Here is a 14,757-nt window from a genome sequence, read left to right on the forward strand (position 1 = left end):
GACGGCGCGATCGTCATTTCATGGAGCAACCATGTCTCATTCTTCCTCTATGGCGGCACGCAATATGTTCGGCCGTTTTCTGTCCCGCTTTCAGCACCTCGGCGCTTTCGCGCTGGCCCTTGCCCTGGCATTCGTCGGCGTCCACTCGGTCACCGCGCATGAGTTCAAGGTCGGTGATCTCGAGATCGAGCATCCCTGGTCGCGCGCCACGCCTGTCGGCGCCAAGGTGGCCGGCGGCTATTTCACCATCATCAACAAGGGCAGTTCGCCGGACCGGCTGCTGTCGATTTCCTCCGATGTTTCGGAGAAGGCCGAGCTGCACCAGATGGGCGTCAAGGATGGCGTCATGACCATGCGGCCGGTCGAGGGCGGCCTGGACATTCCCGCCGGCGGCAAGGTGGCGCTGGCGCCCGGCAGCTATCACCTGATGTTCATCGGGCTGAAGCGGCAGCCCAAGCAAGGCGAAAAATTCGCGGCCACGCTGACCTTCGAGAAGGCCGGCACAGTCAATGTCGAATTCGCCGTCGAAGGCATGGGTGAGACGGGCGGCATGGACATGGATCACGCCAACTGATCGCGCCAGCCCGCAATTTTTGAAATCAGAGGGACCATCATGAACAAGTATCTTTTGACGGCCGGCGCGCTTCTCGTGCTGGGGACCAATGCCGCCTTTGCGCATATCACGCTCGAAACCCAGGAAGCGGCGGTCGGCTCGACCTACAAAGCGGTGCTGCGCGTGCCGCACGGCTGCGACGGCAAGGCGACGACCGCCGTGCGCGTGCAGATCCCGGAAGGGGTGATCGCGGTGAAGCCGATGCCGAAGCCGGGCTGGACGCTGCAGACCAAGAAGGGCAAATATGAAAAGTCCTACCAGCTTTACGGCCAGGCGGTGACCGATGGGGTCAAGGAGGTCGACTGGAGCGGCGGCAATCTGCCGGATGAGTTCTACGACGAGTTCGTCTTCCGGGCGACGCTGACGGCGGACCTGCCCGTCGGCCAGAAGCTCTACTTCCCGGTGGTGCAGGAATGCGGCGATGCGGCCGAGCGCTGGATCGAGATTCCCGCGGCCGGACAGGATGAAGACGCGCTGGAGACGCCTGCGCCCGGCATCAAGCTGACGCCCAAGAAATGATCTTCCGGCGGCGCGCCCGCTGCGAACGGCGCGCCGCCAGTTCTCCGGCGATGACATGAACGCGATGCTCGAATTCAACAAGGCCTTCATGGCCCGCAGACGCCGCGGTTGGGCCGCAGGCGGGTTGCTGGCCATGATCATGGGGCTGATGGTCATGGCCTCGACAGGCCACGCCCTTGCCCATGCGGCGCTGATCAAGACCGATCCGGCCGACGGTGCCGTCCTGGCGCAGGCGCCGGCGCAGTTTTCATTGACCTTCAGCGAACCTGTCTCGCCGCTGGTGCTGACCTTGGTGAAGCCCGACGGGACACCTGTCGCCCTGACCAGTTTCCGCCTCAGCGACCAGACCGTCGAGATCGACAACCGCCAGGCGCTCAAATCCGGCACGCATGTGTTGAGCTGGCGCGTCATTTCCGCCGACGGCCATCCGGTCGGCGGCTCCTTGCTGTTTTCGATCGGTGCGCCAAGCGAGCCGCCCGCCGTATCCGAAGCGGTCGACTGGCCGCTCCGCTCGGCGATCTGGATCGGCAAGATCCTTCTCTACACGGGGCTTTTCCTCGGTATAGGCGGTGCCTTTGCGCTTGCCTGGCTGGCGGGGAATGGCCGTGACGGCCAGCGCTTCGTGATCGCCGCCATCTTGTGCGGGCTGGCGGCGGCGCCAATGTCGTTGGGTTTCCAGGGATTGGATGCGCTTGGAGCTCCGCTGTCCCATCTGGCGCAGCCGGTGGTCTGGCGGACCGGCCTTGGCACCAGCTTCGGCTGGACGGTGCTCGCCGCCCTGATCGCCTTCGGGCTCGGCCTGCTGTCGCTGGCCGGACCGCGTGCCCTGGCCAGGACGTTTGCGCTCGCCGCCATGGCCGGCGTGGGCGCGGCACTTGCCGCCAGCGGCCATGCCAGCGCGGCCGAGCCGCAATGGCTGACGCGACCGATGGTGTTCCTGCACGGCGTCGGTATCGCCTTCTGGGCCGGTGCCCTGGCGCCGCTCGGCCTGGCGCTGAAACGTCAAGCAGCCGGCGCCGTTGCCTTCCTGCACCGCTTCTCCTTGGCGATCCTGCCTGTCGTGGCGGTGCTTGCCGCGGCCGGCATCGTACTGGCGGTCATCCAGGTGCAGACGCCTTCGGCGCTTGTCGGCACGGCCTATGGCCGGCTGCTGCTGATCAAGCTCGCGCTGCTGGTCTTCCTGTTCACGCTGGCCGCCGTTAATCGCTGGAGGCTCACGGCCTCGGCCGAGGCGGGCGCGACCGAGGTGCAGCGCAGGCTCACGCGTTCGATATCCGTCGAGGTGCTGATCGTGCTGGCGATCTTCGGCATTGCCGCGGGCTGGCGCTTCACGCCGCCGCCACGTGCGCTGGCGATCGCTGCCGCGCAGCCGGTTTCGGTCCACATCCATGCGCTGCAGGCGATGGCCGATCTCAGCATCACGCCCGGCCATGCCGGGCCGGTCGCCGCCTCGATGATCATCATGACCGGGGATTTCGGGCCGCTCGACGCCAAGGAGGTGACGCTGGTGCTGTCGAAGCCCGATTCCGGCATCGAGCCGATGAAGCGGGCGGCGACGAAGCCGGGCGACGGAACATGGCGCGTCGACAACCTCGTCATTCCCGTGCCCGGGCGGTGGACGGTGCGCATCGACATCCTGGTTTCGGACTTCCAGATCGTGAAGATCGAAGCGCCCGTGGACATCAGGCCGTGATGGTCTATATGGCCGCTTGCGAAGCGAGGCGGTTGACGTGGCGCTGAACGCTCGTCAATCATCCGACAAATCGCGAGCTCCACAACAAAATCCGGAAGCAGGGAAGAAACGATGGAAAAAGCCGAAATCGGCCTGATCGGCCTTGGCACGATGGGCTCCAATCTGGCGCTCAACATCGCCGAGCACGGGCACCGCATCGCCGTCTTCAACCGCAGCAGGGCGCGTACGGACGCCTTTGTCGAAAATGCCGGTGCCCTGAAGGACATGGTTGTCCCCTGCTACAGCCTCGAAGAGCTTGCCGCCGCGATCCGGCCGCCGCGCCCGATCATCATCATGGTGCTGGCCGGCAAGCCGGTCGACGAGCAGATCGAAGCGCTGCGCGGCGTCCTGTCCAACAACGACATCGTCATCGATGCCGGCAACGCCAATTTCCGCGATACGATGCGGCGCTTCTCGGAGCTTTCCGGCTCCGGCCTGACCTTCATCGGCATGGGCGTGTCCGGAGGCGAGGAAGGCGCGCGCCACGGGCCGTCGATCATGGTCGGCGGCACCGAAGACAGCTGGAAGCGTGTCGAGAAGGTGCTGACCGCCATCTCCGCCAAGTTCAAGGACGAGCCCTGCGCGGCGTGGCTCGGGCATGACGGCGCCGGCCATTTCGTCAAGACCATCCATAACGGCATCGAATATGCCGACATGCAGATGATCGCCGAGATCTACGGCATCCTGCGGGACGGCCTTGGCATGGGGCCGAAGGAGATCGGCAAGGTCTTCGACACCTGGAACAAGGGTAGGCTGAACTCCTACCTGATCGAGATCACCGCCAAGGTTCTGGCCGCCGACGATCCGAAGACCGGCAAGCCCGTGGTCGACATCATCCTCGACCGCGCCGGCCAGAAAGGCACCGGCAAATGGTCTGTCATCGAGGCGCAGCAGCTCGGCATTCCTGCGACCGCCATCGAAGCGGCGGTCGCCGCGCGCGTGCTGTCGTCGATCAAGGACGAGCGGCAGGCTGCCGAGAAGGCGTACGGCAACATCGCCGTCGAGAAGATTTCGGGCGACAGGGCGGCGCTGCTGAAAGATCTCGAACTGGCGCTGTTTGCCGGCAAGATCGCGGCTTACGCGCAGGGTTTCGCGGTGATGAGCGGCGCTTCGAAGGAGTTCAACTGGAGCCTGCCCATGCCGACGATCGCCAAGATATGGCGCGCGGGCTGCATCATCCGCTCGCAGATGCTGGATACGATGGCCGAGGCCTTCAGCAGCGGCGGCGCCTCGACCAATCTCCTGATGGCGCCGGCGTTCATCAGCCTGATGCAGGAGGCACATCCGTCGCTGCGGCGCATCGTGGCGAGGGCTTCCGAAGCCGGTTCGCCGGTGCCGGCGCTGTCTTCCGCGCTCGCCTATTTCGACAGCTACCGCCAGGGCCGCGGCACCTCGAACCTCATCCAGGCGCAGCGCGATTTCTTCGGCGCGCACGGCTTCGAGCGCATCGGCGAGCAGGGGGCGTTCCACGGACCGTGGGGCAGCGGCGCGGGTCACTAGAGCGGTTCAGCGTTTTACGGAAACGCCGAACCGCTCTAAACCTTTGTTTTTACGCAATTCCGGACGGAAAACCGCTACGCACTTTTCCTGGATTGCTCTAGCCCCGATAGGGCAGAACCTCTCCCGGCTTGCTCAGTGACTGCAGCGAGCCGGGCTCCGCGCCGCCCACCCAACCCAGCACCGCACGGGCGAGTTCGGAGCCGGCCAGGCGAAAACTCTCGTTGACGACGAGCAGTTCCCGCCGGAACAGATGCAGGAATTCCGACGATTGTTTCGACACCACGTCGACATCGCGGCCGAGCTTCAGGCCGGCATCCTCGATGCCGGCCACGATGGCAAGCGTGGACGCGGCGGCGCTGCTGACGAAACCGTCCGGCCGGTCGCTGCGTCGCATCAGCTGCGCGGTTCGCATCCGGATCTGCTCGATGGATTGGTCGATGGTGACGGTGTTGAATGGCACCTCGCTGGCGCCGACCTCGCTCAAGGCGTCGGTAAAACCGTTGACGGTGTGGCCATGATAAGTCAGCCCGATGGGCGGCGCCAGCAAGGCAAGCCGGCGTCGGCCGATGCCGGCCAAATAGCGCACAGCTTCGCTGGCGAAGGCATAATTGTCGAAGTCGTGATAGGGATGCACCAGGCCCATGTCGGTGCGGCCGTGGGTGGCAAAAGGAACGCCGTGCTCCAGCAGGTAACGGGCGCGCGGATCGTTGGGCTGCGTGCGTGAGATGATGATGCCGTCGGCCGAACCCGTTTCCACCAGATAGCGAACCGGGTCGAGCGGATCCTGCGAGCGCGAGTAGGGCGTGACGATCAGGTGGTAAGGCGTGTCGGCAATCACGGCGGTAACGCCATAGATGATGTCCGAGACGAAGCTCATCAGCTCGTGCTCGGTGTTGAGCACCAGGCTGATGACATTGGTCTTGCCGGTCCTGAGACGGACGCCGGCGCGGTTGGGCCGATAGCCGATCTGCTTGGCGACGAGCTGGACGCGGCGCTTGGTCTCGGCGCCGATCTCGGGCGCATCCTTGAGGGCGCGCGAGACCGTGGTGACGCCGAGCCCGGTCATGAAGGCAAGCGTCTTCAACGTCGGCCGCTCCCGCGCCGACCTTTCATCGTCCATTTCAGTGCGCTGTCTGTTCATTGGTCCCGCCCGTCAGGCGCATAGCAGCCACAGGCCGGGTCGGCAATCGCCGCACTCCGCAACATGATGTGATTTCAGGCCCGGTGCCGGGCCAATATACTGAAACGTTACAGGTTGCCAATACCGCGATATCGCCCTGCCATATCGCCAGGGGAGGCGGTCGCCGAATTCCCTCAGGAATTCAAGGCGAAGTGCCGTTTTACAATTGCCTTGCCGGCTTTTGTTAGCAGATCGCTATTTTGCAGTGCGACGAAGGCGTGTTGCGGCGCAATACGGAAGGTTGGGTATGTGAATTTATTCGCGCCTCGAAAAAATCTGAATGCATCGAAGCGCCCGGGGTTGCACCATCGGCGCAATTGCCGTATCGAAAATCTGTAACGTTTCAGATTTCTGGGAGGAAGCCGAAATGCGATACAAAGTCCTGACCGCCGCCTTTGCCGCGACGGTTGCGCTCAACGTTGCCGGGCCCGCGGCCGCGACCGATCTCGAAGTCACCCACTGGTGGACCTCAGGCGGCGAAGCGGCAGCGGTCGCCGAACTTGCCAAGGCATTCGACGCGACGGGCAACCACTGGGTGGACGGCGCCATTGCCGGATCCGGCGGCACGGCAAGGCCAATCATGATCAGCCGCATCACTGGCGGCGACCCGATGGGCGCCACTCAGTTCAATCATGGCCGGCAGGCCGAGGAACTGGTGCAGGCGGGCCTGATGCGCGACCTCACCGACGTCGCCACCAAGGGCAAATGGACGGAGGTCGTGCGGCCGAAGAGCCTGCTCGACAGCTGTACCATCGGCGGCAAGATCTATTGCGTGCCGGTCAACATCCATTCCTGGCAGTGGCTGTGGCTGTCGAACGAAGCCTTCCAGAAGGCCGGCGTCCCCCTGCCGAAGGACTGGAACGAATTCGTCGCCGCGGCTCCGGCGCTGGAGAAGGCGGGAATCGTTCCGCTGGCGGTGGGCGGCCAGGCCTGGCAGTCGTCCGGCGCATTCGACGTGCTGCTTGCCGCCGTCGGTGGCACCGATACCTTCCTCAAGGTCTACAAGGACAAGGATGCGAAGTTCGCCGCCGGTCCCGAAGTCGGCAAGGTGTTCAAGGCCGCCGACGACGCGCGCAAGATGGCCAAGAACACCAATGTGCAGGACTGGAACCAGGCCACGAACATGGTCATCACCGGCAAGGCCGGCGGCCAGATCATGGGTGACTGGGCGCAGGGCGAGTTCCAGGTGGCCGGCAAGGTCGCCGGCAAGGATTACACCTGCCTTCCGGGGCTTGGCCTGAACGAAGTCATCGCCACCGGCGGCGACGCCTTCTACTTCCCGCTGCTCAAGGATGCCGACAAGTCCAAGGCGCAGGAAGTGCTGGCCGAGACCTTGCTCGATCCCAAGACCCAGGTCGCCTTCAATCTCAAGAAGGGATCGCTGCCGGTGCGCGGCGACGTCGACCTGAACTCGGCCAATGACTGCATGAAGAAAGGTCTCGCCATCCTTGCCAAGGGCGCCGTCATTCCGTGGACGGACCAGCTGCTTTCGCAGGACAGCCAGAAGCAGAAGGAGGATTTGTTCTCCGAGTTCTTCGCCAAGCCCGAGATGACGGTGGAGGAGGCGCAGAAGCGCTTCGCCGATATCATCGCCTCGGCCGATTGATATCAGGCGCCCCCGCCGGCTCCCGGCCCTCCCGTCGAGGGTCGGGGGCGTGATGTTTCTCATTGTCCCAGCCCGATTGCCGAGATGAGCAAGAGCGAACGTCCAAACCAGATATTCCGCAATCTCAACGCGAAGATCGCCTCGATCCCGATGGTGCTCACCGCGCTGGTGGTTTTCGTCGGCGGCACCGCGTGGACGGTGCTTTACTCCTTCACCAATTCGAAGCTGCTGCCGAGGCTGAATTTCGTCGGCCTCGACCAGTATTACCGGCTGTGGGCGACGCCGCGCTGGCTGGTCTCGATCGAGAACCTGCTGATCTACGGGGTGCTGTCGCTGGTGTTCTCGCTGGTGATCGGCTTTCTGCTTGCCGCGTTGCTCGACCAGAAGATCCGCTTCGAGGACACGTTCCGCACCATTTTCCTCTATCCCTTCGCGCTCTCCTTCATTGTCACCGGCCTGGTCTGGCAATGGCTGCTCAATCCCGACTTCGGCGTTCAGAGCGTGGTACGCGCCCTTGGCTGGACAAGCTTCAGCTTCGATCCGCTCTACAATTCCAGCATCGTCATCTACGGCATCCTGATCGCCGCGCTCTGGCAGGGCACGGGACTGATCATGTGCCTGATGCTGGCCGGCCTGCGCGGCATCGACGAGGACATCTGGAAGGCCGCGCGCGTCGACGGGATACCGACCTGGAAGACCTATCTGTTCATCATCATCCCGATGATGCGGCCGGTCTTCATCACCACGCTGGTGATCATCGCGTCGGGCATCGTCAAGGTCTACGACCTGGTCGTCGCCCAGACCAGCGGCGGGCCCGGCATCGCTTCCGAAGTGCCGGCCAAATACGTCTACGACTACATGTTCTTCGCCCAGAATCTCGGCCAGGGTTTCGCCGCTTCGACCATGATGCTGTTGTCGGTGATGATCGTCATCGTGCCGTGGGCCTATCTCGAATTCGGAGGCCGGAAACGTGGCTGATCATGCCGTTCCCGCCGCAACGCCGTCCGGCGTCGCCCGTGCCGACGCTTCGGGACCGAGCGGGCCGAAGCCGCGGCACGTGTTCTCGCGCCGCAACATCTTCCTCTATGGCACGCTCATCGTGGTGGCCGTCTACTACCTGCTGCCGCTCTATGTGATGGTCGTCACCTCGCTGAAGGGCATGCCGGAAATCCGCCTCGGCAACATCTTCTCGCCGCCGCTGGAGATCACCTTCGAGCCCTGGGTCAAGGCATGGTCTCAGGCCTGCACAGGTCTCAACTGCGACGGGCTTTCGCGCGGGTTCTGGAATTCGGTGCGCATCACCGTGCCGTCGGTGATCCTGTCGATCGCCATCGCCTCGGTGAACGGCTATGCGCTGGCCAACTGGCGCTTCAAGGGCGCCGATACGTTCTTCGTCATCCTGATCGTCGGCGCCTTCATTCCCTATCAGGTGATGATCTACCCGATCGTCATCATCCTGCGCGAGATCGGCCTCTATGGCAGCCTCAGCGGCCTGGTGATCGTGCACTCCATTTTCGGCATGCCGATCCTGACGCTTCTGTTCCGCAATTACTTCACCTCCATGCCGGAGGAACTGTTCCGCGCGGCGCGTGTCGACGGCGCCGGCTTCTGGGGCATCTACCTGCGCATCATGCTGCCGATGTCGCTGCCGATTTTCGTCGTCGCCGTCATCCTGCAGGTGACCGGCATCTGGAACGACTTTCTGTTCGGCGTCGTCTACACCCGCCCCGACACCTATCCGATGACGGTGCAGCTCAACAACATCGTCAATTCGGTCCAGGGCGTGAAGGAGTACAACGTCAACATGGCCGCCACCATCCTGACCGGGCTGGTGCCGCTGGTCGTCTATTTCATTTCCGGCAAATTGTTCGTGCGCGGCATTGCCGCCGGCGCGGTGAAAGGGTGATGGCGATGGCGGCGAACGGCACCAGCGTATCGATCCAGGATCTGTCGCTGAATTTCGGCGCGGTCTCGGTGCTGCAGACGCTGAACCTCGATGTCGCCGAGGGCGAATTCATCGTGCTGCTCGGCCCCTCGGGCTGCGGCAAGTCGACCTTGCTCAACTGCATCGCCGGCCTGCTCGACATTTCGGAAGGCCGCATCTTCATCAAGGGCAAGAACGTCACCTGGGAAGAGCCCAAGGACCGCGGCATCGGCATGGTGTTCCAGTCCTACGCGCTCTATCCGCAGATGACGGTGGAGAAGAACCTGTCCTTCGGCCTGCGGGTCGCCGGCGTGCCCAAGGACGAGATCACCAAACGCATCGCGAGGGCGGCCGAGATCCTGCAGATCGAGCCGTTGCTGCAACGCAAGCCGGCCGCGCTTTCCGGCGGCCAGCGCCAGCGCGTGGCGATCGGACGCGCGTTGGTGCGCGACGTCGACGTCTTCCTGTTCGACGAGCCGCTTTCCAACCTCGACGCCAAGCTGCGTTCCGAACTGCGCGTCGAGATCAAGCTCCTGCACCGCAAGCTGCAGAACACGATGATCTACGTCACGCACGACCAGATAGAGGCGATGACGCTGGCCGACCGCATCGCGGTCATGAAGGGCGGCGTCATCCAACAGCTCGATGCCCCGCAGACCATCTACAACCGGCCGGTCAACCGCTTCGTCGCCGGATTCCTCGGCTCGCCGGCGATGAATTTCGTCGAGGGGCAGCTGGAAGCGGGCGCGCCTGCACTGTTCAAGAGCGGAAGCGTGTCCATACCGCTCGACCGCTATGCTTTCGACGGCGCGGGCAGCAAAAGCGGGGCTTGCGTGTTCGGAATCCGGCCCGAGCACATCGCCTTTGGCGAGGCGGCGAACTCGATGCCCTTCGCCACCGATGCCGCCGTCGAGATCGTCGAGCCGATGGGATCCGATACGCTGGTGTGGACCAAGCTCGGCGCCCACAATTTCTCCTTCCGCGTCGAGGCGGAGAAGACGCTGCGCAATGGCGATCCGGTGCGGATCGGCTTCGATCCCGCCCGCGCCTCGCTGTTCGACAGCCAATCCGGCAACCGAATGTAGCCCCCAAGAGCCATCTTTACCCCCAGCCCTTTCAAGACCATCCCCCAAGCAGAACGGACAGAGACGATGAACTGGTCATTCCAACTCTACAGCGCCCGCAATTTCCAGCCCTGGGAGGGCGTGCTCGCCACGCTCGGCAAGCTCGGCTACACCGAGGTCGAGGGTTTTGGCGGCGTTTACGAAAATCCCAAGGCCTTCCGTGCCGAACTCGACAAGAACGGCCTTTCCATGCCGACCGGGCATTTCTCGATCGATGCGCTGGAAAATGATTTCGACGGCGTGCGCAAGATCGCCGAAACGCTTGGCATCAAGCTTCTCATCTGCCCCTACCTGATGGCCGAGGACAGACCATCGGATGCCGCCGGCTGGCGCGGTTTCGGCGAACGCCTGGCCAGGGTCGGCGACACTGCCTCGAAGGCCGGCTACGGCTTTGCCTGGCACAATCATGATTTCGAGTTCAAGGCACTCGCAGACGGTTCGGTGCCCCAGGACCATATCCTGTCCTCGGCGCCCGGCATCGGCTGGGAGATGGATGTCGCCTGGGTGATACGCGGCGGCGCCGATCCGCTCCCCTGGATCGAGAGGCACGGCAAGCGCATCGTCGCAGTGCACGTGAAGGACATGGCGAAGCCGGGCGAGGGGCTCGATGAGGACGGTTGGTCCGATGTCGGCCACGGCACGATCGACTGGGCCGGCCTGATCAAGGTATTGCGGGCCAGAAGCGCGGCGAAATACTTTGTCATGGAGCAGGACAATCCCAACGACATCGAGCGCTTCGCGCGCCGCTCGATCGCAACCGTCAAGACCTACTAGGAACAATCACAATGGCTAAGAAACTGGGTATTGGCGTCATCGGCTGCGGCAACATCTCGAAGGCGTATTTTTCGCTGGCGCCGCTGTTTCGCGGTATCGAGATGCGCGCCTGCGCCGACATCAACATGGACGCGGCCAGGGCGCGGGCGAAGGAATTCAAGCTGCGCGCCGAGACGGTCGAGGACCTGCTCAAGGCCGATGACATCGACATCATCGTCAATCTGACCATCCCGGCCGTGCACTACGAGGTGTCGAAGCAGGTGCTCGACGCCGGCAAGCACGTCTATTCGGAAAAGCCGTTCGTGCTGTCGCTCAAGGAGGGCCAGGACCTCAAGGCGCGAGCGGAAAAGAAGGGGCTGCGCATCGGCTCGGCACCCGACACCTTCCTCGGTGGCGCGCATCAGCTGGTGCGGGAACTGATCGACGAGGGCAAGCTCGGCAAGATCACCAGCGGCACCTGCCACGTCATGGGCCACGGCATGGAGCATTGGCACCCCAATCCGGACTTCTTCTTCCAGCCGGGGGCCGGGCCGGTGCTCGATATCGGGCCGTACTACATCACCAACCTGATCCAGCTGATCGGGCCGGTGAAACAGGTCGCGGCCTTCGCGACGACCCCGGCCAAGGAACGCACCATCACCTCGAAGCCCCGCGCGGGCGAGAAGATCCCGGTCAATACGCCGACGACCATCCATGGACTGCTGGAGTTCGAGAACGGCGCGGTGGTGACGCTGAATACGAGCTGGGACGTCTGGGCGCACGGACATGCGCCGATGGAACTCTATGGCGAGGCGGGCACGGTGTTCGTTCCCGATCCGAACTTCTTCGGCGGCGACGTGCGCTTCACCGAAGAGGGCAAGCCGGTCAAGAAGCTGCCGAAATGGAAGCATCCGCTTGGCGTGCCCAATGAAATGCACGGCCACGGCATGATGGCCAACTACCGCACCGCAGGGCTTGCCGACATGGCGCAGGCCATTGTCGAGGGGCGGCCGCACCGCTGTTCGATGGAACTGGCGCTGCATGCCGTCGATGTCATGACCGGCATCCTGCGTTCGGGCGAAACCGGCAAGTTCGTCGCCATGCAGACCACGTGCGAGCGGCCGGCCGCGCTCGGTGTCAAGGAAGCCAAGGATTTGCTGGCCAAGAAGAAGTAGGCTGGATTATCGATAATTTCGTTTATCCCTCTCCCCGTTTCGCCGGGGAGAGGCTAAGGGTGTGGCGCAGGGCCGGCATCGCATTCGCGATTTGCCGCCCACCTGATTCCACTTCGAGGATTTGTCCATGCCCTATGTCGCCGCCGAAAACCGCTATGAGAAAATGATCTACAACCGTTGTGGGCGCTCCGGCCTCAAACTGCCGGCGATCTCGCTCGGACTCTGGCACAATTTCGGCAACGACACGCCGCACAAGACCAAGCAGGCGATCGTGCGCCGGGCCTTCGACCTCGGCATCACGCATTTCGACCTCGCCAACAATTACGGCCCGCCGCCCGGCTCGGCCGAGACCGCGTTCGGCGAAATCCTGCGCACCGATTTCGCGGGATATCGCGACGAAATGATCATTTCGACCAAGGCCGGCTACGAAATGTGGGCCGGCCCCTACGGCGAATGGGGCGGCCGCAAATACATGCTGGCCAGCCTCGACCAGAGCCTGAAGCGGATGGGGCTCGACTATGTCGACATCTTCTATTCGCATCGCTTCGATCCGGACACGCCATTGGAAGAAACGATGGGTGCGCTCGACCATGCGGTGCGTTCGGGAAAGGCGCTTTATGCCGGCATCTCTTCCTACAATTCCCAGCGGACGCGGGAAGCCGCCGATATATTGAAGCAACTCGGCACACCCTGCATCATCCACCAGCCAAGCTATTCGATGCTGAACCGCTGGGTCGAGGAAGACGGATTGCTCGATACGCTGGAAGGGCTCGGCGTCGGCTCCATCGTGTTCTCGCCGCTGGCGCAAGGCATGCTGACCGACAAGTATCTCGGCGGCATCCCCGATGGCAGCCGGGCTTCCCAGGGAAAATCGCTGAAGACGGATTTCATCAACGATCGCACAATCGCCAACATCAAGGCCCTCGACGCGATCGCCGGCAAACGCGGCCAGACCCTGGCGCAAATGGCGCTGGCGTGGGTGCTGCGCAGGGGCAAGGTGACGTCGGCGCTGATCGGCGCGTCCAGGCCCGAGCAGGTCGAGGACTGCGTCGGCGCGTTGAAGGCGCTGGATTTCAGCGATGCCGAACTGGCCGAGATCGATACTTACGCGCGCGAATCCGACATCAATCTGTGGGCTGCTTCTGCTGAGCGCGAGGGACCGCCTAGGAAGTAAGTGCGCCGGCAAGACGGTGAACAAACGGCGGGACATGTCCCGCCGTTTTATGTGAAGGCAAAAGGCCGCGCCTCAGGGCGTTTTCGGCTTCTGGGCGGTGCCCAGGCCGGGCTTGGGCTTCTCCGGCGCGGGAGCCGGCGTCTTCATCTTCGCGTCGATCCAGCCGGTATAGTTGGCCAGCCGCGTGTAGATGCCATAGGCGTCCTTGTGGCCACAGGCGGCACTGCCGTCGGCCGGGCCTTCACCCCAACTGACGACGCCGATCTGAACCGGGCCGCCGGCGCCGGTCATGAACAGGGGCCCACCGCTGTCGCCATTGCAGGCATCGCGCACGCCGCTGGTGGTGCCGGCGCATATCATGTTGGCGGTGAGCGGATCGGTCATGTCGGCGGCGATCGCATTGGCGGCGGCATCGATGCCTTTCTCGGAATAGCGCATGCGGTGGGAGAGATCGCCGAGAGCCTCCTTCAGATCATGTGCGTAGATGGCCTTGATGCCGCTGTTGCAGGCGCTGTTGGGATGCAGATCGAGGTCGGCGACCATCAGCGTGGTCGGGAACGTGCCGTCCTGCATCTTGCCCCAGCCGGTAACCGTGGTCTTGCCCGTGTCGGGCGTCTTATCGCGGGTGAGCTTGATGGTGGGCGCATCCGCCGGTTCGGCGAGCCGGAGCAGGCCGAGGTCGTTGTCGAGCGTCTGTTCGCTATAGCCTTCGTTGACGATGACCTCGATGACCTTGTGGCGCTTGCCTTCGCTGAGATCCGTGGCGCCGGTCAGCACGGTGACCGAATTCGCAGAGATCGGCTTGCCCTTGTCGTGGAGGCAGTGCGCCGCCGTCAGCACCCATTGCGGCGCGATCAGGCTGCCGCCGCAGAATTGCGCATTGGCTTGGGAGGCCGGGTTCTCGTCGAGCCTGGCGGTGGTGAGCAGCGCGACCTGGAACGGATAGGCGCCCTTCTCGGCCTGGTTGCCGCCATAGACGCGATCGGCGCCATCGGGGTTCTCCGCGGCCGCCTTGGCCCTGGCATCGTTGACCCGCTGCATCGGCGAGATCGCGGCTTCCGGCCTCACCGTGCCGTCCTCGGCCCGGCTGATACTGATTGAAGTAACGATGGCGGCGATGCCAAGCAGCGAAGCGGCAACGACCGGCCCGAACCGATTTGTTATCTGCACCCGAACCTCCTGAGACAATTCTCCCGCGCGGGCTCGGCGTCGGGCATTGCGCAAGGAGGCGACGTCGGCTCAAGTGAACCGGATGCGCGCCGCCAACCGGCGCGATCGGTCACAAAACCGAATCCCACTTTTGCTAACCGTGCCCGCGAGCAAAACCCGCACAAAACCCTATAGCCCCCCACGGGCTACGTGGAAGCGATTTGTCATTGCCAATCTTGGATTATTTTAGGCAGTATAGAGCGGCAGAATTTTTTTGGCGGGGGCCTTGAAAATGACAGCCTAGAACA

General features: G+C 63.6%; 13 protein-coding genes. 11 read left to right on the forward strand and 2 right to left on the reverse strand.

Annotated features, from left to right (window positions below; translation table 11 throughout):
• Window positions 1–31: 31 nt before the first annotated feature.
• The 4 genes from FFS37_RS20275 to gndA all read left to right on the forward strand — a co-directional run bounded on the left by FFS37_RS20275 (window position 32) and on the right by gndA (window position 4,364).
• Window positions 32–574 carry a copper chaperone PCu(A)C gene (locus FFS37_RS20275; protein WP_137932751.1) on the forward strand — a complete coding sequence of 181 codons (543 nt, stop codon included), beginning with the start codon at window positions 32–34 and terminating at the stop codon, window positions 572–574.
• 39 nt (window positions 575–613) lie between these two features.
• Window positions 614–1,132: a YcnI family copper-binding membrane protein gene (locus tag FFS37_RS20280; protein ID WP_137932752.1), complete on the forward strand. Its 519-nt coding sequence runs from the start codon at window positions 614–616 to the stop codon at window positions 1,130–1,132.
• A 55-nt stretch (window positions 1,133–1,187) separates the two neighbouring features.
• Window positions 1,188–2,825: a copper resistance CopC/CopD family protein gene (locus FFS37_RS20285; protein ID WP_137932753.1), complete on the forward strand. Its 1,638-nt coding sequence runs from the start codon at window positions 1,188–1,190 to the stop codon at window positions 2,823–2,825.
• Window positions 2,826–2,936: 111 nt separating this feature from the next.
• A complete protein-coding gene (gene gndA / locus FFS37_RS20290; RefSeq protein WP_137932754.1) occupies window positions 2,937–4,364 on the forward strand; it encodes an NADP-dependent phosphogluconate dehydrogenase in 1,428 nt (475 codons plus the stop codon).
• Window positions 4,365–4,461: 97 nt separating this feature from the next.
• Here the strand turns inward: gndA and FFS37_RS20295 are convergent, their stop codons facing one another.
• Window positions 4,462–5,505: a LacI family transcriptional regulator gene (locus FFS37_RS20295; protein ID WP_137932755.1), complete on the reverse strand. Its 1,044-nt coding sequence runs from the start codon at window positions 5,503–5,505 to the stop codon at window positions 4,462–4,464.
• 406 nt (window positions 5,506–5,911) lie between these two features.
• Between FFS37_RS20295 and FFS37_RS20300 the strand changes: the two genes are divergently transcribed.
• The 7 genes from FFS37_RS20300 (at window position 5,912) to mgrA (ending at window position 13,300) form a co-directional block, all read left to right on the forward strand.
• The gene (locus FFS37_RS20300; RefSeq protein ID WP_137932756.1) at window positions 5,912–7,150 is read left to right on the forward strand and encodes an ABC transporter substrate-binding protein; all 1,239 of its coding nucleotides are present in this window, start codon (window positions 5,912–5,914) and stop codon (window positions 7,148–7,150) included.
• Between the two features lie 84 nt (window positions 7,151–7,234).
• Entirely contained in the window at window positions 7,235–8,128 is an 894-nt protein-coding gene (locus FFS37_RS20305; protein ID WP_137932757.1) for a carbohydrate ABC transporter permease, read from the forward strand.
• Window positions 8,121–9,056, forward strand: coding sequence for a carbohydrate ABC transporter permease (locus FFS37_RS20310; RefSeq protein ID WP_137932758.1), 936 nt, complete (start codon window positions 8,121–8,123; stop codon window positions 9,054–9,056). The genes FFS37_RS20305 and FFS37_RS20310 overlap by 8 nt, the downstream gene beginning before the upstream one ends.
• Window positions 9,057–9,061: 5 nt before the next feature.
• A complete protein-coding gene (locus FFS37_RS20315) occupies window positions 9,062–10,159 on the forward strand; it encodes an ABC transporter ATP-binding protein (protein WP_137932925.1) in 1,098 nt (365 codons plus the stop codon).
• Window positions 10,160–10,225: 66 nt separating this feature from the next.
• Complete coding sequence (locus tag FFS37_RS20320) at window positions 10,226–10,972, forward strand: sugar phosphate isomerase/epimerase family protein (RefSeq protein WP_137932759.1); 747 nt, start codon at window positions 10,226–10,228, stop codon at window positions 10,970–10,972.
• 11 nt (window positions 10,973–10,983) lie between these two features.
• Window positions 10,984–12,126 carry a Gfo/Idh/MocA family protein gene (locus tag FFS37_RS20325; protein WP_137932760.1) on the forward strand — a complete coding sequence of 381 codons (1,143 nt, stop codon included), beginning with the start codon at window positions 10,984–10,986 and terminating at the stop codon, window positions 12,124–12,126.
• A gap of 127 nt (window positions 12,127–12,253) precedes the next feature.
• A complete protein-coding gene (gene mgrA / locus FFS37_RS20330; protein WP_137932761.1) occupies window positions 12,254–13,300 on the forward strand; it encodes an L-glyceraldehyde 3-phosphate reductase in 1,047 nt (348 codons plus the stop codon).
• 72 nt (window positions 13,301–13,372) lie between these two features.
• On the opposite strand, the gene FFS37_RS20335 is transcribed toward mgrA, so the two are convergent.
• Window positions 13,373–14,470 (reverse strand): S1 family serine peptidase, encoded by a 1,098-nt coding sequence (locus FFS37_RS20335; protein ID WP_137932762.1) that lies wholly within the window; start codon window positions 14,468–14,470, stop codon window positions 13,373–13,375.
• Window positions 14,471–14,757: the final 287 nt, after the last annotated feature.

The organism is Mesorhizobium comanense (genome assembly GCF_005503535.1).
GTDB lineage: Bacteria > Pseudomonadota > Alphaproteobacteria > Rhizobiales > Rhizobiaceae > Mesorhizobium > Mesorhizobium comanense.